The organism is Sphingobium sp. SJ10-10, from assembly GCF_036038995.2.
Taxonomy (GTDB): Bacteria; Pseudomonadota; Alphaproteobacteria; order Sphingomonadales; family Sphingomonadaceae; genus Sphingobium.
On record NZ_CP158132.1, the window covers coordinates 260,324 to 281,366 of the forward strand.

The window sequence follows — 21,043 nt, forward strand, 5'->3', positions numbered from 1 at the left end:
TCTTAGCCCTCCACCACTTCGAGGCCCATCGCGCGAGCGGAGCCTTCGATGATCTTCGTCGCCGCGTCGATGTCGTTCGCGTTCAGGTCAACCATCTTGGCCTGGGCGATTTCAGCCAGCTGGGCGCGGGTGATCTTGCCGGCGACGACCTTGCCCGGTTCCTTGGAACCCGACTTCAGGTTGACGGCCTTCTTGATCAGATAGGTGGCGGGCGGCTGCTTCGTGACGAAGCTGAACGAACGGTCCGCATAGACGGTGATGATGGTCGGCAGCGGGGTGCCCTTTTCCATCTTTTCCGTCGAGGCGTTGAACGCCTTGCAGAATTCCATGATGTTCACACCGCGCTGACCCAGCGCCGGACCGATCGGCGGCGAGGGGTTGGCGGCTCCAGCGGGCACCTGGAGCTTGATATAGCCCGTAATCTTCTTGGCCATTGTCACTCACTCTGTTGCTGGACGTGTCCGAAGACGCGCCCGGTTCAAGTTTAGCGGTCAGACGGGTTTCCGAAGAAACCCTCCCGCACTGCATTTATCCTTGCCCCATTGGGGCTGATCAGAGGCACGAGACTCTGATCAGGATAGGAGGTCTTGGCGGCTCGCCGCTTAGACCGATTTGGAGAGGGGGCTATGCCCTCTCCCGCTGCGACTAACCTCGCCTTGCGGCTCGGTAAGTCTCGCTGCCCTCTCCCGCTTGCGGGAGAGGGAAATTCGTTACTTCGAAAGCTCGACCTGCTCGAAGTCCAGCTCGACCGGCGTGGCGCGGCCGAAGATCGACACGGACACCTTGACCCGGTTCTTTTCGAAATCCAGCTCCTCGACGGTGCCGTTGAAGCTCGCGAAGGGGCCGTCCAGCACCTTGACGCTGTCGCCGATTTCGTAATCGACGCTGACCTTGTGCTTGGGCGCGGCCTCGGCTTCCTTCTGGGCGCCGAAATAGCGGGCGGCATCGGCCTCGCTGATCGCCTGCGGCTTGCCCGACGAACCCAGGAAACCCGTCACCTTCGGCGTGTTCTTGACGAGGTGGTAGATGTCGTCGTTCATCGCCAGCTTGGCGAGGACGTAGCCGGGCATGAACTTGCGCTCGACCTGCACCTTCTTGCCGCGCTTCACCTCGGTCACGGTCTCGGTGGGGACTTCCACCTGCTCGACCAGTTGGGAGAGGCCCATGCGCTCGGCTTCGGACAGGATCGATTCCTTGACCTTGTTCTCGAAGCCCGAATAGGCGTGGATGATGTACCAGCGCGCCATGTTACCGTCTCAAACTCCCAACCAGAGCGATTTACTTGGAAATCGCGGCAATCAAAAACTTCACGCCTGACCGGCCGCGAAGGCCAGCAGCCATTGCACGATCGCACCGAAGAAGGTGTCGATGCCGAAGAAGAAGAGTCCCAGCAGCGAGGTCATGATGACCACCATCACGCCAGTCATGATCGTTTCGCGGCTGGTGGGCCACACGATCTTGTTGGCTTCGGTCCGCACCTGATTGACGAATTCGCCCGGAGAAACCTTCGCCATCGCCTGTCTCAAACCCTTCGAACAAACACCAAAGCGCGAAGCAACAGTCCGCCCTCCCGATCCCGCCCATATTGGCGTCCGGGGGTGCGGCCGCCTGCTCCGCGACCCATCTTCGCCTGCGCACTTAGCCGCGAACCCTTGGTTTATCAAGGTTTCGCGGCAAAATCTTTGGCAGGAGTGGAGGGACTCGAACCCCCGGCATTCGGTTTTGGAGACCGACGCTCTACCAGCTGAGCTACACTCCTGCACTTTGGCCTGTGCCAGCGAAGGAGGGCGCTTTAGCGTGGCCCGCCTGGGAGGGCAAGGGGAGAAATCAGAGGAAAACGCCACCCTTCATGATCTTGCGCGCGCGGCCCTGCACAGGCATGCGATTGAAGGGCGTATTCCCTGCCTGCGCGGCCATTTTCGTCGAATCGACGATCCACGGCATGTCGGGATCGACAAAGATCAGGTCCGCCGCGCTGCCCGGCGCGAAGCTGCCCGCATTGACGCCCAGAATCTTCGCCGGATTGGCGCTGAGCAGGGTCATCAGGCGACCCAGCGACACATGTCCTTCGCGCACGAGATTGAGCGACAGCGCAAGCAGCGTTTCCGCCCCTGCCATGCCCGGCGAAGCGTCCGCGAAGGGAAGGCGCTTGTCCTCCGGTCCGCGCGGATCGTGGCTGGAGGTGATGACGTCGACCGTGCCGTCGGCCACCGCCGCGATCGATGCCTTGCGGTCGTCCTCCGACCGCAGCGGCGGCGAGAGTCGCGCAAAGGTGCGGAAATCGGTCACGGCATTGTCGGCCAGGAACAGATAGGCCGGGCTGATGCCGCACGTTACCTTCAGCCCTTCGGCCTTGGCGGCGCGGATCAGGTCGAAGCCCGCCTTGGTCGTCACCAGCCGGAAGTGGATCGCCGCGCACGTCGCCCGCGCCAGCATGATGTCGCGGGCGATGGCCATGGCTTCGGCGCAGGCGGGTGCGTGCGGCAGGCCAAGGCGCGTCGCCGTCTCCCCGCTGGTCGCCACGGCCTTGCCTGCCAGCCCGCCATCCTCGGCATGGGTGATGACGGTCAGCCCCAGGCCGGAAGCATAGGACAGCACCCGCATCATCACGCCCGAATCCGCGATCCACTGGCGTCCGGTGCCGACAGCCTTGGCGCCTGCCGCCTGCATCATGCCGATCTCGGCCAGTTCGGTGCCTTTGAGGTCTCGCGTCGCCGCAGCGATGGGGTGCACCCAGAAATCCGGTTTCCCCGCCCGCGTCGCCTGCCGGATGAGGCCTGCATCGTCCAGAGGGGAGGACTGGTCCGGCATCAGCGCCGCTCGCGTGATCCCGCCGAAATGAAAGGCAGGCTTGTCGGTCGCAAAGACGCCCAGATCGATCAGCCCCGGCGCGACCACCAGTCCGCCCGCATCGATCGCCTCCGCATCCTTCGGCACGGCCACATCGCCCGCCGCGACGATCCGGTCGCCTTCGATCAGGATGACGCCGCTGCCGATATCCTTGCCTGCCGGATCGGCCAGCTTCCCGTTGATGATGGCGAGCTTTGTCATTGCCATCCCTCCACACCCCGCGCGCCTCTTGTCAGCACGTCCAGACAGGCCATGCGAATGGCGACCCCCATTTCCACCTGCTCGGTAATCGCGGAGCGCTCGGGATGATCGGCCACCACGCTTGAAATCTCGACGCCCCGGTTCATGGGGCCAGGATGCATCACCAGCGCATCGGGCTTGGCGATGGCGAGCCGCTCGGGCGTCAGCCCGTAGAACATATGATATTCCCGCGCCGAGGGGATGAAAGCCCCGTCCATGCGCTCATTCTGGAGCCGCAGCATCATCACCACGTCGGCGCCCTCCAGCCCTTCGTCCATGCGGGTGTATGGCGTCGCGCCCAGCATCTCGACCTCGGGCGGCATCAGCGTTGGCGGCGCCACCGCCCGCACCTGCGCGCCCAGCGCGGCGAGGCAGAGCATGTTCGACCGCGCCACCCGGCTGTGCAGCACGTCGCCGCAGATCGCCACGATCAGCCCCTCGAACCCGCCCTTGCGCCGCCGGATGGTCAGCGCATCGAGCAAGGCCTGTGTCGGGTGTTGGTGCCAGCCGTCGCCCGCGTTCAGCACCGGACAGTCCACCTTGTCCGCGATCAGCGCGACCGCGCCCGAACTGGCATGGCGGATGACGATCACGTCGGCGGCCATGGCATTGAGCGTCATGGCGGTGTCGATCAGCGTCTCGCCCTTCTTCACGCTGGACGTGGCCGCCGCCATGTTGACCACGTCCGCGCCCAGCCGCTTGCCCGCAATCTCGAAGGACAGCAGCGTGCGCGTCGAATTTTCGAAAAAGGCGTTGATCTGGGTCATGCCCGCCAGGCGATCGTCATGCTTGCGCGCGCCGCCCCGGTTGCTCTTCGCCCAATGTTCCGCCTCATCGAGCAGGAAACGGATTTCCCAGGGCTTGAGGTCCGCGATGGACAGCAGATGCCGATGCGGAAACAACGCCCGGCCAGTCAGGTCGCCCCCTTTAAGATCGGACTGGGCGGATGGAACGATGATGTCGGGCATGAACCGACCCTTTAGGCGAGGGTGGGGGCGAGGGCAAGCTCAAGCGCGCCCGAACCACCGCCCCAGCAGCGTTCCGTCCTTCATCACTTCTCGCGCCGCATTATGCCCCGGCGCGCCGGTCACGCCGCCGCCCGGATGCGTCCCGGCGCCGCACATATAGAGCCCCTTCAACGGCCCGCGATACGCCCCATGCCCCAGCACCGGCCGCGCCGCCCAAAGCTGGTCCAGCGTCATATTGCCGTGCATGATGTCGCCGCCCACCAGCCCGAATTTCCGCTCCAGATCGAGCGGCGAGAGTATGTCCCGCGCGATCACTGAACGCGCGAAGCCGGGCGCATGGGCATCGACCGTCGCGATGATATGGTCCGCCGCCGCTTCGCGCTCATCATCCCAACTGCGGCCCTCCGGCAAAACCGGCGCGAATTGCTGGCAGAAGAGGCTCGCCACATGGCATCCGTGCGGGGCGAGACTCTCGTCGACCGTCGAAGGAATCAGCATCTCGATGATTGGCTCGCGCGACCAGCCATCGCGCTTCGCATCCATGAAGGCGCGGTCCATATAATCCAGCGTCGGCGCGATGATGATCCCCGACTGGTGATGCTCGCCCACGCCTGGCAGGCAGGAAAAGTCCGGCAGCGCCGACAGCGCCACATTCATGCGGAAGGTGCCGGAAGCCGTCTTGAACCCCCGGATGCGCTTCAGGAAATCGTCCGGCAGGTCGCCGGGGTCCATCAGCCGTTCATAGAGCAGCTTCGGCCCGACATTGGCGATGACGGTCTTGCCCAGCACCTCCTCGCCGCTTTCCAGCCGGACGCCGACGGCGCGCTTTCCGTCGACCAGCACCGACGCGACCGGCGCTTCCAGGCTGATCTCCACTCCCATGGCGCGCACCACCTGCGCCATGATCCGGGTGATCGACCCCATGCCGCCGACGCTATGGCCCCAGACGCCTTTCTTCCCGTTCACCTCTCCGAAGACATGGTGCAGCAGCACATAGGCGCTGCCAGGCGTATCGGGCGAGGCATAATTGCCCACCACCGCGTCGAAGCCGAAGGCGGCCTTCACCGCCTCGCTCTCGAACCAGCCGTCCAGAAAGCCGCGCACCGATTTGGTGAACAGGTCCAGCACGTCGCGCTGCTGTTCCAGCGGCAGCCTGCCGATCCGCCGTCCCTGCCGGAGCGCGGCGACCACCATCGCCAGCCCATCGCCCGCATTGGGCGGCGCCTTCAGGACCATGTCGCGCAGCACGTCCGCGACCACCTCCAGCGCATCATAATAAGCGGGCAGGGTGGCGGCGTCCTTCGCGCTGAACTTGGCGAATTCGGCCTGCGTCCGATCGACCCCGCCGCCCAGCTTCAAATAGCGGCCGTCGGGTTGCGGCAGGAAATTGCTGATGGGGCGCTCGATCACGCGATAGCCATGTTCGGCCAATGCCATGTCGCGGATCACCCTGGGATGGAGCAGGCTGACGGTATAGCTCGCCGTCGAATTGCGGAAGCCGGGGTGGAACTCCTCGGTGACGGCGGCGCCGCCGACGATGGCGCGCCGTTCGAGGATGCGCACCTTGTACCCCGCCCGCGCCAGATAGAAGGCGCAGACCAGGCCATTATGCCCGCCCCCGATGATGACGGCGTCATAGCGTTTCGTCATGCGGCCCGGCTCCATCCAGCCGCCGGCGCCCGATGCAGCCGCGCCTGCGGAATGATCTGCCGCATCCGCTTGCAAAAATGCCGGAGCGCCACCTCCTGATCGGACAGTGGCCCCACGGTAAAGCTTTCCGAAGCCACGCCCGCTTGCACCCGATCGATCAATGTCCTGTCCTCTGCATTGACCTGCCGGTTGATCCGCCAGTTAAGATAGCGCGCCGCCCTCATTTCCCGGCGCTTATCAGGAATCGCATAGGGAATCTCCCGAATCAGCGTCTGCGTCGGAGACAGCGGCAACCACTGCATGAAATCGATCTGGTCGGGATATATGTCGAAAGCGATATTGGGCCACAGCTTGAAATAGGCCCAAAGCCGCTGCCGCTCATCCCCCAGATGCGGTATGCGCGGCAGGAAATGCTGATAGGCCCGCTCGGAAAGGTGGCTGGAAGGCCGGTCGAGGATCGGTCCCCACATCCTGTCGGCATATGTGCTTGCCTCGACGCCATAGCCATCGCCCATCAGCCGCTTCAGCCCCGGATGCGCCACCGCGATATGCAGCCCGTCCGAATAATTGTCTCCGACGATTTTCCAGTTCACCGCCCGCGGGCGCAGCGTCACTCGCCCGAGCGCCCGCAATTCCTCGAAGCGATAGGCTGCAATCTCGCTCAGATAAGGCGCCAGCATCTCCGCCACGGAAGGCCCGCCATCATCCTCCAGCCGCACGAACAGGAAGCCGTGGAAATTTTCGACTTCCACGGTCGCCAGCCCATGATCGGCTATGTCGAAGGCATAGCTCGCCCCCATCGGCACTCCGGTCAGCCGCCCGCCGCTGTCATAGGTCCAGCCATGATAGGGGCAGGTGAGCTTCCTTGCGCAGCCTGACGCCGCATCAATGATCCGCGCCCCGCGATGGCGGCAGACATTGGTGAAGGCGCGGATGGCCTGATCCTCGCCCCGCATCAGGATGACGCTTTCCCCGATATAATCCAGCCGATGGAAGTCGCCGGGGGAGGGGATGTCGCTTTCATGCGCTGCGATCTGCCAGGATGGCCGGAACACCCGATGCAGTTCGGCATGGAAAAATTCGGGATCGCGATAGGTCCAGCCGGGCAGGCTCCATGCCGCGTCGGGATCATCCTCTTGCCCGCTGCCGTCCATTATCGCGAGCCCCACAGTCGCCGAAGTTATACATTCGTATAACAGTAACGGTTCGCGGGCAACAAGGGCGGCGGGAAACTCCGTCCTTTGGAAAGCTACTGTGTCCTTTCCGGCACATCGCCCCAATCGGCCAATATGCTCTCCCGGCTTGCCACGGCTTCCCAGGGAAAGACGAACCAGTCCTTGGTCACCGCCCGGTCGATCGCTTCCGCGCGATAGTCCACCGCCGCCGCCGACCGGACATTGTCCATCAGAACGGCAAAGCGCACCGCCTCAGCCGGAGCCGCCGTCATGGCGTCCCGCACCGCATTGATCGTTCGCCCGCTATCGTTGATGTCGTCGACGAACAGCAGCTTGTCTCCGGCCATGGCGCGTTGCGCCAGCTTCGCTAGCAGCGCTTCCGCGAAATCCGGCAGCTTCACCGACAGATCGACCGACAGCATCGCCAGCCCGGTCGCATGGCTGAGATAGGTGGCGGGCACCAGTCCGCCGCGCCCGATGCCGACCAGATAATCCGGCCGCCATCCCGAAGCCGCCAGCCCACCCGCCAACGCATCGATCTGGCCGAGAAATTTCTCCATGGTCACCGGCGTCAATATCGGCTGGTCCACCGTCTTCAGCCTGCCGTAGCCAGACGGGCCCGCTCGTCCGCCGCCGCGCCATAGCGCCGCGCCAGCACCGCGCAGGCCATCAACTGTATCTGGTGGAACAGCATGACCGGCAGCAGAATCGGTCCGACCGCGCTGGCCGGGAAGAGCACGCCGGCAATCGGCACGCCCGTCGCCAGGCTTTTCTTCGATCCGCAAAATTGCAGCACGATCGCATCCTGCCGCGAAAGGCCCATCAGCCGCCCCAATAAGAAGGTGAAGAGCAGCACGACGATCAGGATCGCGATGCACAGCGCCGCCAGCAGCAGCAGTTCGCCCCGCGACACTTTGTGCCACAGTCCCTCCACGACGGCCGCGCTGAACGCGGAATAGACCACCAGCAGGATAGACCCGCGATCCACCCGGCCCAGCATCGCCCTGTGCCGGTTCACGAAGCCGCCGATCCATGGCCTCGCCAGATGTCCCACGACAAAGGGCAGCAGCAATTGCAGCACTATGTCCTCGATCGAGGACAGCGAAATCAGATTTCCCGTTCCCCTTTTCTCCATCATCAGGGCGACCAGCGCCGGCGTCAGCGCGATGCCCAGCAGATTGGAAAAGGATGCGCTCACCACCGCGGCGGCGACATTGCCCCGCGCAATCGCGGTAAAGGCGATGGAGGACTGCACCGTGGACGGCAGCAGGGTCAGGAACAGCAATCCCGCGCGCATCGAAGGGGGAATCGCCGCCACCTGCTGCGTCGCAAGGCCGATCAACGGAAAGACCGCAAAGGTCGTTCCCAATGTCGCCAGATGCAATTTCCAGGCCTTGGCCCCGCCCCAGATCGCCTCCCGCGACAGTTTGGCGCCATGAAGGAAGAACAGCAGAACGATGCCCGCATCCGCGGCGGCTCCGGCGATACCGGCGGCCTCGCCCCGCGCGGGCAGCAAGGATGCGAGCGCCACCGTGCAGATCAGCAGCAGCAGGAAAGGGTCCAGAATCTCGCGCAGGCGTTGCATGGCTCGGCTTTAGGCAGGATGGTCGAAAAAGAATAGACGTGCCAGCGCCGATCGGCCAACAGTCGCCCGGTCAATCAACGCAGCCAAAAGTGAAGGAGAGTCTGGCCGTGAGCGAAGGGATCGCCATCGTCGAAAATCAGGGCGTCATCGAAATCCACATCGACCGGCCGGACAAGAAGAATGCGCTGACCGCCGCCATGTACCGTGCCATGACCGCCGCGCTGGCCGATGCGTCCGCGCGGGACGAGATCGGCGTCGTGCTTTTCGCCGGGAAGGGCGACGCTTTCTGTGCGGGCAACGACCTGAAGGATTTCATGGCTGGTCCGCAGGGCGGGGAGGCTGCCTTCGCCTTTATTCGCGCCATCGCCGCCTTCGAAAAGCCGATGGTCGCCGCTGTGCAAGGGCTCGCCGTGGGGGTGGGGACGACCATGCTGTTCCACTGCGACCTGGTCTATGCGGCGCCCGATGCGCGCTTCATCACGCCCTTCGTCAATCTGGGGATCGTGGCCGAGGCGGGCTCCAGCCTGCTGGCGCCCGCCACATTCGGCTATGCCAAGGCGGCGTCGATGCTGCTTCTGGGCGAACCGATGAACGCGCAGACGGCCGATCAGGCGGGTTTCGTCACGGCGATCGTCCCGGCCGATAGCCTGTTGGATCATGCGCGGCAGAAGGCGGCGATGCTGATGACCAAGCCGCCCCAGGCGCTTGCCGCGACGCGTCGGCTGATGAAGGGCGATCCGGCCGTGCTGAACCAGCGAATCGAGGAGGAAGCGCGACTGTTTCAGGAAGCGCTTCGCTCCGCCGAGGCGCAGGAGGCATTTGCGGCCTTTTTCGAAAAGCGCCCGCCAGTGTTTCGGCGCTAGAAACATTCCGGTTCTGATTGAACCGGAATGCAGCAGGGGCTTCCCCCTGCTGCGAAATCACGCTAACGCTTCTCGAACCGGATTTCGCTGACAATGACGGCGGCGACCACCAGCGCGCCGCCCAACAGGGCGATGGCCGGCAGGCGGTCGCCCGCGATCCAGCCGATCAGGCCCGCCCAGACCGGCTCGCCTGCATAGATCAGCGTCGCCCGGGTCGCTGACACGCTCTGCTGCGCCCAGTTCATGACGAACTGGATCAGCGCCGTCATCAGCCCCAGGCCGCAGGCCGACAGCATCACCGTCCAGGAAAAGGGCGGAATCGCCTCTCCAGCCGGAACCATGCAGGCAAAGGCCAGCAGGGATGTCACCGCCAATTGGATGAACGTGACCCGCGCCACGTCGACGCGGCCCGCCCACAGGCTGATGAAGATGATCTCCAGCGCGATGGCGAGCGTGCTGATCAGCGTCAGCGTCTCGCCCCGGCCCAGCGACAATCCATCCTTCGGCGCCGCGATCAGCAACAACCCCATGAAGGCCAGCGCTACGCCCGCCCAACTCGCCAGCCGGGGCCGCCTGCGCAGGATGATCCATTGCAGGATGGGAACCAGCGGCACATAGGCGGCGGTGATGAAGGCCGACGTGCTGCTGGCGATCGTCTGAAGCCCCCATGTCTGCAACGAATAGCCGGTGAAGATGCCGATCCCGATCATCGTCCCGGCCAGCCATTCGCGCCGGGTGACACCGCGCAACAGGGGCAATGCGAACGGCAGCGCCATCAGCGCGGCGGTGCCGAAACGCAGCCCGACGAAGAACAGCGGCCCGCTGTGCCGCATCGCATGATGGACGATCAGAAATGTGCCGCCCCACAGCAGGGTGACGCCGATCAGCGCAAGTTCCGGGCGTCCGATCATCAGCCGGGAGGGGGAGGGTGTTTCGGAAGTGGCGCCATGCATGCCATCGCTGGTGCTGCCGATGGCCGCTCAGGTCAAGCGCCGCTCCCTTGCGGGGCCGGGGAGTGGCGCTTTTCCGTTCGGGTCAGTCCTTTCGGATGTCGTTGCCTGCACGTTCCATGGCCGAGCCGACATCCCGCTTGGCCTCTCGCGCCTCTCGTTCGGCATCGCGGGAGGCATTGTCCATCGCCGCGCCCATCCGGTCAGAACTCTCGTCTATCGCATTGCCTGCCTTGTCGAGCCCCCTGTCGATCTTCTCTCCCGCCTGGTCGACCGCGTTGCTCACATCATTGCCGATGGCGGAGCCTGCATTTTCCAGATTGTCGGAGGCCTTTTCCGAACAGGCGGACGCGCTCAGGACGGTCAGCACCGACATGGCGGCCAGGAATGATTTGCGCATGGTTTACCCTCATTTGCCATCAACGAAGGTCTAATAAGCGTTGCTGCGGTGATAAGGTTGCGTAACGATCTTTCAGCGGCCGCGCAGGCCGAACACCATCGATCGGTCCTGATCGGGGATCAGCCCTTCCAGCACGCGCCAGAACCCGGTGACGGAGCCTTGTCCCGCCTGGGCATAGGCGGTCGCCATTTTTTCCCGCAGCGCGCGGAACAGCTCTGCCTCCAGCGCCACCCCGGCGGGGCTCAGCCTCAGCAATTTCTGCCGCCGGTCATTGGCGCCCTGCCGGGTTTCGATATAGCCCTGCTCGATCAGGTCGTTGAGCACGCGCCCCAGCGACTGCTTGGTGATCGCCAGCAGGCGCAGCAGATCCTTGACGGTAAGGTCAGGCTGGCGCGAAATGAAATAGAGCGCGCGATGATGCGCCCGGCCCAGCCCTTGCGCGGAGAGTCCTTCGTCGATCGATCGGGTCAGCGCGGAATAGCCGAAATAGAGCATCTCTATGCCCCGGCGAATCTCGTCTTCGCGCAGGAACAGCGGCGAAGCAGGCGAGATCTGGGAGGTCGAGACGGCTGATGGAGAATTCGGAGCGGACATGCCGGACAATTCCAGGCTGAAGGGAAGGGCGGGGCGCATATTGGCCGTTTCGGAAAATAATGACTAGGCTTTCCTTTCGCGCAGCACACGCTATATGGCGGTCCGCGCCGGCGATGTCCGGCGATGCTGGGGCGTCGCCAAGCGGTAAGGCAGCGGCTTTTGATGCCGCCATGCGCAGGTTCGAATCCTGCCGCCCCAGCCAAGTTTTTCCCAACATACTGCCAAACCTGGCTTTTCGGACGACGCCGGAACTGTGGTGGGGCATTTGCTACAGAACCCTGCTACAAAGTTGGGGCTTTGTACGGATGGGAGCCATCCCAAATACGGTCAGACGCGGGGGCGTTTACCACTTCCGGCGAGCGGTTCCTGTAGGGCTGCGGGTACGGCTGGCACGCCGCGAATTGACATGCAGCTTCCACACGCACCAATCAGGAGAAGCGCGGTTCCTGTCGTGCTGCCTGTATCTGCGGTCGGAGGAATTGTTCGTGGTGGTCGAAAGCGCGCCGATGCTGAGCGATGAGGATTGTTGATTTCCACTGAGAGTTGACCCAGGAAGGGGTGATATTTCCACTGAGAATTGACCCATGTTGAACTCACCCCTGGCTTTGACGAGCGAGGGGTCATGGAGTGTTGGACATGGCGTTATTGAGCGTTATCCGGCGCTGGCATTTCCGCGATCATCTGTCGATCCGCGAGATTGCACGACGCACGGGACTGTCACGTAATACGATCCGTAAATATCTACGTTCGGACACGATCGAGCCGCGGTTCAAGGTGCCCGATCGGCCGAGCAAACTGGACCCGTTCGCGGAGCGACTGTCAGCCTGGCTGCGCCGGGAGATGAGCCGCACCCGCAAGCGGAAACGGGCGATGAAGCAGCTGCATGCCGATCTGGTGAGCCTGGGCTATGACGGCTCCTACAATCGGGTTGCCGCCTTTGCGCGGGACTGGCGCGACGATTATCGCCGCCAGCAGCAGATGAGCGGACGCGGGACATTCGTGCCGCTGTCCTTCGCACCGGGTGAGGCCTTCCAATTCGACTGGAGCGAGGACTGGGCGATCATTGCTGGCGTGCGCACCAAATTGCAGGTCGCCCACTTCAAGCTCAGCCACAGCCGGGCCTTCCTCGTGCGAGCCTATCTGCGCCCATAATCACGCCTTCCGCGTGCTGGGCGGCGTGCCGCGCCGGGGCCATCTATGACAATATGCGCACCGCCGTCGACAAGGTCGGGCGCGGCAAGGAGCGGAACGTCAACACCCGCTTCCTGACGATGGTCAGCCATTATCTGTTCGAGGCCGAGTTCTGTAACCCGGCAGCGGGATGGAAAAAGGGTCAGGTGAAGAAGAATGTCCAGGATGCGCGGCATCGCCTGTGGCAACCTACACCGCAGGCGGAAAGCCTCGACGCCCTGAACCTGTGGCTGGAGGAACGCTGCAAGGCGCTGTGGCAGGATATCCCGCACGGGATCGAACCCGGCTCCGTTGCCGATGCCTGGGCTGATGAAGCGGAATGCCTGATGCCGGTGGGCAGCCCGTTCGACGGCTTTGTGGAATATGGCAAGCGCGTCTCGCCGACCTGCCTCGTTCACCTGGAGCGCAATCGCTACAGCGTACCGGCCTCCTTTGCCAATTGGCCCGTAGCCTTCGGGTCTATCCCGATCGCTTCCTGGTCGTGGCGGAAGGACAGGTCATATGCGAGCATCAGCGCATCATTGACCGATCCCATGATGGCCCCGGCCATACCGTCTATGACTGGCGCCATTATCTGGCGGTGGTTCAGCGCAAACCCGGCGCCCTGCGCAACGGCGCGCCCTTCCTCGAACTGCCCGAGGCCTTCCAGCGGTTGCAACGGCATCTGCTGCGCAACCCCGGCGGTGACAGGGAAATGGTCGAGATCCTGGCGCTGGTCCTGCACCATGACGAGCAGGCGGTACTGACCGCCGTCGCCATGGCACTGAACGCGGGCGTTCCGACCAAGACCCATATCCTCAACCTGCTGCACCGGCTGCTCGATGGAAAACCGCTCTCGACGCCGCCGGTGACGGCGCCGCAGGCGTTGAGGCTGGTCAGCGAGCCGATGGCCAATGTCGAGCGCTACGATGCTCTGCGCCGGGAGAACCGTCATGCGTCATGATCCCGCCACCGGCGCCCTCGTCGTCATGCTGCGCGGCCTGAAAATGCCCGGCATGGCTCAGGCCGTGACCGACCTCATGCAGCAGGGATCGCCCGCCTTCGAGGCGGCGGTGCCAATCCTCTCCCAGTTGCTGAAAGCCGAGACGGCCGAACGTGAGGTGCGGTCCGTGGCCTATCAGCTCAAGGTCGCGCGGTTCCCGGCCTATCGCGATCTGGCGGGCTTCGACTTTGCCAGCAGCGAGGTGAATGAGGCGCTGGTGCGCCAGTTGCATCGATGCGACTTTATCGATGTCGCCGACAATGTGGTGCTGGTCGGCGGACCGGGCACCGGCAAAACCCATGTCGCCACGGCGCTGGGTGTTCAGGCTATCGAGCATCACCGAAAGCGCGTCCGCTTCTTCTCCACAGTCGAACTGGTCAACGCCCTCGAACAGGAAAAGGCCCAGGGGCGAACCGGGCAGATCGCCAACCGGCTCGTGCACTCTGACCTCGTCGTCCTTGATGAACTGGGCTACCTGCCGTTCAGCGCCTCCGGCGGCGCGCTACTCTTCCACCTGCTGAGCAAACTATACGAGCGCACCAGCGTCATCATCACCACCAACCTGAGCTTCAGCGAGTGGGCCACCGTCTTCGGCGATGCCAAGATGACCACCGCGCTCCTCGATCGGCTTACCCATCACTGCCACATTCTGGAGACCGGCAACGACAGCTTCCGGTTCAAAAACAGCTCGGCCCAGCAGGCCAGACCCAGAAAGGAGAAACCACCATCTTGAACCACCGATGACATCCGAAACATAACCATCAGGCGGGTCACTTCTCGGTGGAAATCCCGGGTCAACTCTCAGTGGCAATCAACATGCAGGCAAAATGCACGGTCCAGGATGAAACGCAATGCAAGACCGCCCATCGCCGGTGGTTTGCTGCCCCGCTGCTGAAATGAAATTGAATACTACGCGGTGCGCGATTGGGTGGTGTATTGCCAGTGAAGGGCCGCAGCGGGATTTCCTGCTTCGGCAGGGCGCTCTTCGAGCAAATGGCGGACCAGCGCCTGCATGTTTGCATCATAATGCGCCAGGGTCTGGCGGTTCCCGGCAACGTCGAAATGAGTGACCAGCCGTTCGCCGTCCCAGCGGTGAAACGCCAATCCCGGAGCCTCCGCGACGATCATCGCGCGGTCGTCGGTCGCATCGGGATTTATCGGGCGGAAATCCAGCGCGACTTCGGGAGAAGATGAGGCGCAGACGGTCACCTGCCGGCCCTGCCAGAGCGTCATGACCGGTCGGTGGACATGACCGCAGACAATCGCCTTCACCTGATCGGCGGCGCACATTGCCTGGGTGAAGCGGGCGACCCAGGGTTCCTGAGATGCGGTGTCCATCCAGTCGATCCCCAGCTCGACCGGCGGGTGGTGCATGGCAATGATCGTGGGCACGTCCGGCTTCTCTGCCAGCCTGGCGCGCAGCCATGCCGCGCGGATTGCGCAGAACGCCCCGCCATGGCGCCCTTCCTCCAGCGTATCGAGGACCAGGATACGCAGCCCATCGAGGTCGATCGCATATTGGATGAAGCCAAAGGCGTCGGGAACATTCGGGAACTGTGCTCGGAACGGATCGCGCAGGTCATGATTGCCGACACACAGATGCACCGGGAACCGGCACGGCGCCAACGCTTCCGCCAGGCGTGCATAGCTCTCGCGATCGCCCCTGTCGGTGAGATCCCCGGTGACGAGCAGCAGGTCCGGCCGGTTTGGACCGGCCGTCAAACGATCGAGCACCATGTCCAGCCGTTGCCGGTTCAGCTCACCGGGATTGCCGGGATCGAAGCCAAGATGGATGTCGGTGATTTGCGCTATCAACACCGGTTGCCCCTCCCCAGGTGCGTTGCACCGGCCGGACCCCCACCCGGCCGGCGTGCGTCATTTCGCGGCCAGCGCCGATCCGGATTCCTGCTTCGAACCCTCGACCAGAACGTCCATCTGGCTGTTGCAGCCCTTGGCCAGCAAGGCGGAAGCGACACCATCGAGCTCGGCGCTGGACGGGCTCACCATGGTGACCTTGAGCGTGACAGGCGTGGCCGCACCGGCGAGCGCGATCTTGAATCGCGCACCTTCGACAACGGGCAGTTCGTCGACCGGCCAGGCGCGAACCGACTGGCCCGCGCGGAAGTCCACAAGTGCGCTCTTGCCATCGCTCTCGCGGGTCACGGTGGCCGAACCCTCGGCGGCGTTGTCGGGACGCCAGATTGCCATGGTTCCCGTGTCAGCGACGCATTGCAGACCGCCTCGGGACGCATCGACATACCAGACATTCGGGCTGCGGGCGGGACCGCCGCCGATGGCGCTGCGGGTGGCCCCGGTGCGCGACTGGCGCGCGCCGGCATTGGCGAGCAAGGCGGTGAAGCCCGAACCCGTCGCGGCGCCCGATCCGGCAACCGCAACCTGGCCCGGCCCCTTGAGGACGCGGGTGCCGGCGGCGTCGAGCACGGTGATCATATCACCGGGCTTGAGCGCCAGCTTGGCGTCAGCCGCGAGGGTCTTGCCCACCGGATAGGAGGCAGCCGAAGGGCCAGTCGAACGGACCACCAAGGTTCCGGCGAGAGCCGCGTTGGCGGTGGCAAGGGCGATCGCTGCGCCCGCAAGTGCCGTCAGCTTCCTAGTCGAGAACAAAATACCCTCCTGTTTCCTGGTGTCTCAGCCTGTAAACGAGCTGCGTTAAGGCCTTGTCATCCGCTATGGTTTCCGATTTCTTTTCAAGCTCGCTCAGCGCCTCGGCACAACCGCCAATGGCCTTGCCGGCGACCTCGCAAAATTGCTTGCGTTCGATCTCGGGCATATCGGGAACCGGCTCGAAAATGCCGATCGAGGAGGCGCGGCCGCGCAGCACGACGTTGCCCATCGGCCGGAAGATGTCGAGGCCTGAGCGTTCCTTCGCACTCTCGCTGACGAGGACGGCGGACTTGGTCTGCTTGTTCGCGGATTCGAGGCGCGCGGCGGTGTTCATGCTGTCACCGAGCGCGGTATACTGGATGCGTCCCTCGCCGCCGAAATTGCCGACGATCGCTTCGCCATGGTGCAGGCCGACCCGGGTCATGCCGATCGGCGGCACGCCTTCGGGTACGGTCTTGCGAAATAGCTCGCCCGCTGCGTGCATCGCGAGCGCAGCCTTGACCGCGCGTTCGCCATCATCCGGACGACTGATCGGCGCACCCCAGAAGGCCACCACGGCATCGCCTACGAACTTGTCGATCGTCCCGCCATGGGCGAGCACAACCTCGCTCAGCATGTCGAGATAGCGGTTGAGCAGTCTGGCCACCATCTCCGGCTCGATCGCGTGGCTCAGCTTGGTGAAGCCCTCAAGATCGGAAAAGATCACGAATATCTCGCGCTTCTGTCCGCCGAGCTGGAGGGAATCGGGATCCTTCATGATCTCCGCGGCAATGTCGGCTGGCAGATATTTGCCCAGCGCGCCTTGCGCGAACCTGCGCTGCTCGGCGCTCAGCGCCCGCGCCGCCGAGCCGGCAATGATGAACGCGGCCAGCCAGCCGGTAATCCAGCCGAAGGCGGGGAGATCGTAGGTCTCGATATCGTTGGCGGCGAGAAGGAAGGGGATGCCACCCAGCGCCGCGATCTGAACCGCCAGAAGCGAACCGGAGAGAATCGGCTTGCGGTTGAAGGACGCGGTAAAAGCCCCGGCGAGCACGGCGGCGATGGCCGCCATCCAAAGCGCGGCGTTCGGCACCGGTTTCAACAGCCGACCGTCCATCATCTGGGCCAGCATATGGGCGAACAGCTCCATTCCCCAGATATTCTTCGCTTCGTCCTTGCCCGCGCCGCGGGTCAGCGGGGTCTGGAAGATATCGATATCCTGGATGTTGCCGCCGATGAGGACATATTTGCCCTTGATCTGCTGCGCGAACATCGCTGCCGCCTCAGGAGACTGGAACAGCTCGTCGCTGGCGAAGGTATCGATCGGAATGGCCGCGAAGATTGGCTGATCCTTGAGCGCCGGGCGGCGATAGGCAAGGCTTCCGGTATAATGGGCGAAGGCCTTGTCGCCGGGATTCAGCGCATTGGGCATGCGTGGCGGAGCGCCGGGTATGATGTCGGCCCATTTGCGCATGACATTGTCGGAATCGGTTTGAATGACGATGCTGGTCGGGTGGACATGGCCGCCCCTGGCGATTTCCTTCTGGAAGGTCTCCAGGAACTGCTGCTGCTCGTAGAGTATCTTGTCGCTTGCCGTGTCGATGGAGGCATGGGCGAGGAAGGTCGGGGTCTTCATCGCCTGGAAGGTCTTGATGAGGAGCGCGTCGTCGCTCTGCGGCTGGTCGATCAATATGTCGATGCCGATCCCCTTGGCCCCCATGCTGTCCAGCCGCGCGAGCGCCTTGGCCAGGGTCGTCCGGTCCAACGGCGAGCGCTTGCCGGTCTTGATCAGGGTTTCGTCGGTGTAGGGGACGATGACGACGCGATTATCCTGTTCGACAGTCGGTGCGGTGGCGATGATTCGCGCATCGAACAAAGCATGTTCGGCATCCACGGCGAACGGCAGGTTCCAACTCAATCTGGCGACAAGCACCGCCAGGACCAGCCCGAGCAGCGAGAGCGCGACCCGGCCCCGGCCGATCTGCGTCGCCAGTTTCCCCAGCCTCGCAGCAAAGCCCTTGGCCGCTTTTCCTTGGGTATCGCTCATTGCCGTGCTTCCTTCTCGTTCGCGGCACTCTCCGCCCCGGCGAACTGGTTTGCGGTGCCGCCGGACAGCGGCTTAGCGGCATCCCCGACGATGGCGAAGGCCGCCCAATAATAGGGGTGGGACGTCAGGGGATCATCCATCAGCCGGTTCTGCGATAGCCGCATCGATTCCCCGATCGGACGGGTGCTGCTGTCCTCGTAGATCAGGGACATCAGCTTTTTGGTGGCGTCATAGTCGTCGGGCACCGGCCAGTGGCTGGCGATGACCGAGCGCGCCCCGGCGCCGACAAAGGCGCGCACCAGGCCGTCGAGCGCGAAATTGCCGCCAGTGCCGATCCCCGCTTCGCGTGTCGCCGCCGCCGTCGCCGCGCCCGCCGTGTCGCAGGCCGAGAGGATCACCGTATCGGCGTCGAGCCTCAAGTCGAAGATTTCCTTGAAGCTCAACAACCCGTCCGATTGGCGCTTGCCATAGGATGTCACCAGCGCAGGACGCGCAGGGCAGCCGGGCCGCGGCGCGGTGACGAGGCCATGCGTCGCGAACTGGATGATGCGGAAATCCTTCAGATCGTCGCGCTCGCGCAGGGCGGTGTCGGAGAAGCCTTCTTCCGTCACCACCTCATTGCCGAAACCGCCGAGAAGCTGCGAAGCAAGCTTCAGCTCAGCCGAAGAGATCGGCTTGTTCCAGAGCGAGAGCGTCCAGTCGCAGGCATCGCGGCCTTCCTCGCTGTGCGGCGCCCATTCCAGTTGGGCCGTCGGCATGTTCTGGCCCATGCCCAGATAATGGCGCTTGGCACGCGAGGCCGGCAGGCTGCGGACGTCGACGAAAGATTGAGCGGAAACAGCGGTGGAGATGAGGCGGTCGCGCCCCAGCCAGGCCGTTCCGGTGAAGTCGAATTCGTCCGGATTCTTCACCTTCTGACGGGCGGCATAGGCATCGACGCTTGCCTGATCCATGACGAGGACGTTGGCGGGCAGCTTGAGCAATGGCCCGTCGGGCTCGAACACCAGATGCCTGATCGACGGAATCTCCCCGGCCACCGCGCCGAAAAGAAGGTCGTACATTTTGTGCGAGGCGGAGAGGTCGAACGGATTGGTGGTGAGCTGGTTCGATTCTTCGATAACGATCGAATCGCGGATGGTGTTGGTCAGCTTTTCTAAATCAGTGCGGGTTGCGCGGAGCTTGAAAATCCGGGCGCTATCGCGGCGCACGAGGATGCCATAGGCCGCCTCGTCAACGATGAGCAGCTTGTAATAGCCTTCGTCGGGCTTGAGTTCGGCTTGCATGCCTTCGAGTTCGAGGGCCGAGTTGGTCATGATGCGGAATTTGGGGAACGCAGCCAGGCGGGCGAGCAGTGCGGTCTGATCGGCGCCGGCCTGCTGGCGATGGGCTTGAGCTGCGACAAGCGCCTGGTCTTCCTGAGGGGTGCGCGATTCAATCGCGCCGAGGCGGGCGATTTCAACGTCGGTGACGACGATATCACGGCTCAGGCTGATCGACTGGCGAAACAGGCTCGACGCCTCGTCGCTGCCGCCCGACAGCTCCCGCGCGAACACGGCCTGGGTCTGGGCGACACCGGGCCGCACCATCGCCTGGCTGGCAACGAAGAAGTCCCTCGCGGACTGGACATCGCCCTTCGCGGCGAGCGCATCGAAATAGGGCTTGATGAGGGCGCGCAGAGCCTCGCTGCCGCCCGGAATGCGCGCAGCGTCGCGCACCAGTTGACGATAGGCAGGGATGGCATCGTTCATGGCGCCATGTTTTGCCTGCAGCCCGGCCAGCCTGGCCTTCACGGCCAGCACCGTTGCCGATTCCGGATAGTCGGCTTCATAAATTCGCAACGCATCGCGCAGATGGTTTTCGGCAACACCGCCCTTCCCTTCGGCCTCGGCCATCTGGGCAAGTTCGATGGAGACACTGGCGACCATCCAGTGCATCGAGCGCACCGCTCCGCCACGCACCGAGGAATAATCGGCCAGCACTTTGGCGAATTCGGATCTGGCCGCATCGCGTTCGTGCTTCAAACGGAGAGCGACGCCGCGCAGATAATGCGATTGGGCATCAAGCAATGTGCCGCGCTCGGCTTCGGATAGGTACGTGGCCCCTCCGCCGAGCCTAGTCATGGCATCGTCATCGATCTGGAGCCGCTGCGAAAGCTTCTTGTCGATGAAACCCTCAGCCAGCCGTGAACTCAATCCTGCCGCCTCGGCTATCGCCGGGACTGCCGTATCGAGCGCCGCAATGGCGCCGTCGGCATCGCGCTTGTTGAGCTTATGCGTGGCCTTGAGGTTACGAAACAGCCGTCCGAACAAAGGGTCTGATCCGTCAGCGACCTTGGACGCTTCAGCGAACAGGCGATCGGCCTCAGCCATGTTGCCGAGGTTCGACTGTTGCATGGCTGCATTGGCGTAATATTCGGCGGTCTTGCTGGTTTCGGCATTTTTGGTGCGGACCCGGCCGACCAGCGCTTCGAAGAATTCCGACGCCTCGGCGTAGCTGCCTTCGACATTACGGCCATAACCGGCGGCGAGCGCCTGGCCGGGATCTAGGCTGGCCGCCTGGACCCGCGCAAAGGCAGCGGGATCTCCGGCATTGGTGGTCGCTACCGAAATCTCGCCGCCGACGGCACGGTCGGCCGCAAGGGCGCGCAGCCCGATCTGCAGGGCGCTATCATAGGCCGAAAGACCTTCGGCGCTGAGCAACTCGTCGCCATGCCGCAAGGTGTAGATCGTGTAGTTGAGGCCAGCGCCATTGCGGCACTCGGCTTTCCCGACGCCGCGAAGGTCGGGTATCGGGGCTTCCTCGGGACGGGCGCAGGACAGATTCTTGTCCCTTAAGCCGGCATCCTCTGGCTCTCCCGCACGGCCCTTGAGCGCGTAGAGCCGCGCGACCGGCGTGGCCGCATCGCGGCAGACAATGTCGTAGGCCCGGTCGAACATGGAGGCGA

Annotated in this window: 19 protein-coding genes, 2 tRNA genes and 1 pseudogene; 5 read left to right on the forward strand and 17 right to left on the reverse strand. The window is 63.9% G+C overall.

The window, feature by feature from the left end:
* Window positions 1-2 precede the first annotated feature (2 nt).
* The 10 genes from rplK to VVT58_RS01310 all read right to left on the reverse strand — a co-directional run bounded on the left by rplK (window position 3) and on the right by VVT58_RS01310 (window position 8,468).
* Window positions 3-434, reverse strand: coding sequence for a 50S ribosomal protein L11 (rplK, locus tag VVT58_RS01265; protein WP_007709087.1), 432 nt, complete (start codon window positions 432-434; stop codon window positions 3-5).
* A 276-nt stretch (window positions 435-710) separates the two neighbouring features.
* Window positions 711-1,247, reverse strand: a complete 537-nt coding sequence (nusG, locus tag VVT58_RS01270; protein WP_037451561.1) for a transcription termination/antitermination protein NusG — start codon at window positions 1,245-1,247, stop codon at window positions 711-713.
* A 60-nt stretch (window positions 1,248-1,307) separates the two neighbouring features.
* Window positions 1,308-1,514 carry a preprotein translocase subunit SecE gene (gene secE / locus VVT58_RS01275; protein ID WP_066559273.1) on the reverse strand — a complete coding sequence of 69 codons (207 nt, stop codon included), beginning with the start codon at window positions 1,512-1,514 and terminating at the stop codon, window positions 1,308-1,310.
* A gap of 169 nt (window positions 1,515-1,683) precedes the next feature.
* A tRNA-Trp gene (locus tag VVT58_RS01280) sits at window positions 1,684-1,759 on the reverse strand.
* Between the two features lie 68 nt (window positions 1,760-1,827).
* A complete protein-coding gene (locus VVT58_RS01285; RefSeq protein WP_327751904.1) occupies window positions 1,828-3,051 on the reverse strand; it encodes an amidohydrolase family protein in 1,224 nt (407 codons plus the stop codon).
* Window positions 3,048-4,058, reverse strand: coding sequence for an aspartate carbamoyltransferase catalytic subunit (locus VVT58_RS01290; RefSeq protein ID WP_066559261.1), 1,011 nt, complete (start codon window positions 4,056-4,058; stop codon window positions 3,048-3,050). Before VVT58_RS01290 ends, VVT58_RS01285 begins: the two co-directional genes overlap by 4 nt.
* A 39-nt stretch (window positions 4,059-4,097) precedes the next feature.
* Entirely contained in the window at window positions 4,098-5,708 is a 1,611-nt protein-coding gene (locus VVT58_RS01295) for an NAD(P)/FAD-dependent oxidoreductase (protein ID WP_327751903.1), read from the reverse strand.
* Entirely contained in the window at window positions 5,705-6,862 is a 1,158-nt protein-coding gene (locus VVT58_RS01300) for an aromatic ring-hydroxylating dioxygenase subunit alpha (protein WP_327752055.1), read from the reverse strand. The genes VVT58_RS01295 and VVT58_RS01300 overlap by 4 nt, the downstream gene beginning before the upstream one ends.
* Before the next feature lie 95 nt (window positions 6,863-6,957).
* A complete protein-coding gene (locus VVT58_RS01305) occupies window positions 6,958-7,473 on the reverse strand; it encodes a phosphoribosyltransferase family protein (RefSeq protein ID WP_327751902.1) in 516 nt (171 codons plus the stop codon).
* 5 nt (window positions 7,474-7,478) lie between these two features.
* Window positions 7,479-8,468: a bile acid:sodium symporter family protein gene (locus VVT58_RS01310; RefSeq protein ID WP_327751901.1), complete on the reverse strand. Its 990-nt coding sequence runs from the start codon at window positions 8,466-8,468 to the stop codon at window positions 7,479-7,481.
* A gap of 107 nt (window positions 8,469-8,575) precedes the next feature.
* On the opposite strand from VVT58_RS01310, the gene VVT58_RS01315 reads away from it, so the two are divergent.
* Entirely contained in the window at window positions 8,576-9,331 is a 756-nt protein-coding gene (locus VVT58_RS01315; RefSeq protein ID WP_327751900.1) for an enoyl-CoA hydratase-related protein, read from the forward strand.
* Between the two features lie 62 nt (window positions 9,332-9,393).
* Here VVT58_RS01315 and VVT58_RS01320 read toward each other — a convergent pair whose 3' ends face one another.
* From VVT58_RS01320 to VVT58_RS01330, 3 genes are all read right to left on the reverse strand, one after another.
* The gene (locus VVT58_RS01320; RefSeq protein WP_327751899.1) at window positions 9,394-10,284 is read right to left on the reverse strand and encodes a DMT family transporter; all 891 of its coding nucleotides are present in this window, start codon (window positions 10,282-10,284) and stop codon (window positions 9,394-9,396) included.
* A gap of 82 nt (window positions 10,285-10,366) precedes the next feature.
* Entirely contained in the window at window positions 10,367-10,681 is a 315-nt protein-coding gene (locus tag VVT58_RS01325) for a hypothetical protein (RefSeq protein WP_327751898.1), read from the reverse strand.
* Between the two features lie 72 nt (window positions 10,682-10,753).
* Window positions 10,754-11,275, reverse strand: coding sequence for a MarR family transcriptional regulator (locus VVT58_RS01330; protein ID WP_327751897.1), 522 nt, complete (start codon window positions 11,273-11,275; stop codon window positions 10,754-10,756).
* Between the two features lie 127 nt (window positions 11,276-11,402).
* On the opposite strand from VVT58_RS01330, the gene VVT58_RS01335 reads away from it, so the two are divergent.
* From VVT58_RS01335 to istB, 4 genes and pseudogenes are all read left to right on the forward strand, one after another.
* Window positions 11,403-11,477 (forward strand) — tRNA-Gln (locus VVT58_RS01335).
* 103 nt (window positions 11,478-11,580) lie between these two features.
* The gene (locus tag VVT58_RS01340) at window positions 11,581-11,805 is read left to right on the forward strand and encodes a DUF6538 domain-containing protein (protein ID WP_352000008.1); all 225 of its coding nucleotides are present in this window, start codon (window positions 11,581-11,583) and stop codon (window positions 11,803-11,805) included.
* A 106-nt stretch (window positions 11,806-11,911) separates the two neighbouring features.
* Window positions 11,912-13,409, forward strand: a pseudogene (gene istA / locus VVT58_RS01345) (IS21 family transposase).
* Window positions 13,399-14,181 (forward strand): IS21-like element helper ATPase IstB, encoded by a 783-nt coding sequence (istB, locus tag VVT58_RS01350; RefSeq protein WP_327751895.1) that lies wholly within the window; start codon window positions 13,399-13,401, stop codon window positions 14,179-14,181. The pseudogene istA and the gene istB overlap by 11 nt, the downstream one beginning before the upstream one ends.
* A 176-nt stretch (window positions 14,182-14,357) precedes the next feature.
* On the opposite strand, the gene VVT58_RS01355 is transcribed toward istB, so the two are convergent.
* From VVT58_RS01355 to VVT58_RS01370, 4 genes are read right to left on the reverse strand one after another with little or no spacing between them, the layout of a single operon-like run.
* Window positions 14,358-15,266: a phosphodiesterase gene (locus VVT58_RS01355; protein WP_327751894.1), complete on the reverse strand. Its 909-nt coding sequence runs from the start codon at window positions 15,264-15,266 to the stop codon at window positions 14,358-14,360.
* Between the two features lie 57 nt (window positions 15,267-15,323).
* Complete coding sequence (locus VVT58_RS01360) at window positions 15,324-16,073, reverse strand: hypothetical protein (protein WP_327751893.1); 750 nt, start codon at window positions 16,071-16,073, stop codon at window positions 15,324-15,326.
* A complete protein-coding gene (locus VVT58_RS01365) occupies window positions 16,060-18,099 on the reverse strand; it encodes an adenylate/guanylate cyclase domain-containing protein (RefSeq protein WP_327751892.1) in 2,040 nt (679 codons plus the stop codon). Before VVT58_RS01365 ends, VVT58_RS01360 begins: the two co-directional genes overlap by 14 nt.
* Window positions 18,096-21,035: a CHAT domain-containing protein gene (locus VVT58_RS01370; RefSeq protein ID WP_327751891.1), complete on the reverse strand. Its 2,940-nt coding sequence runs from the start codon at window positions 21,033-21,035 to the stop codon at window positions 18,096-18,098. The genes VVT58_RS01365 and VVT58_RS01370 overlap by 4 nt, the downstream gene beginning before the upstream one ends.
* Window positions 21,036-21,043: the final 8 nt, after the last annotated feature.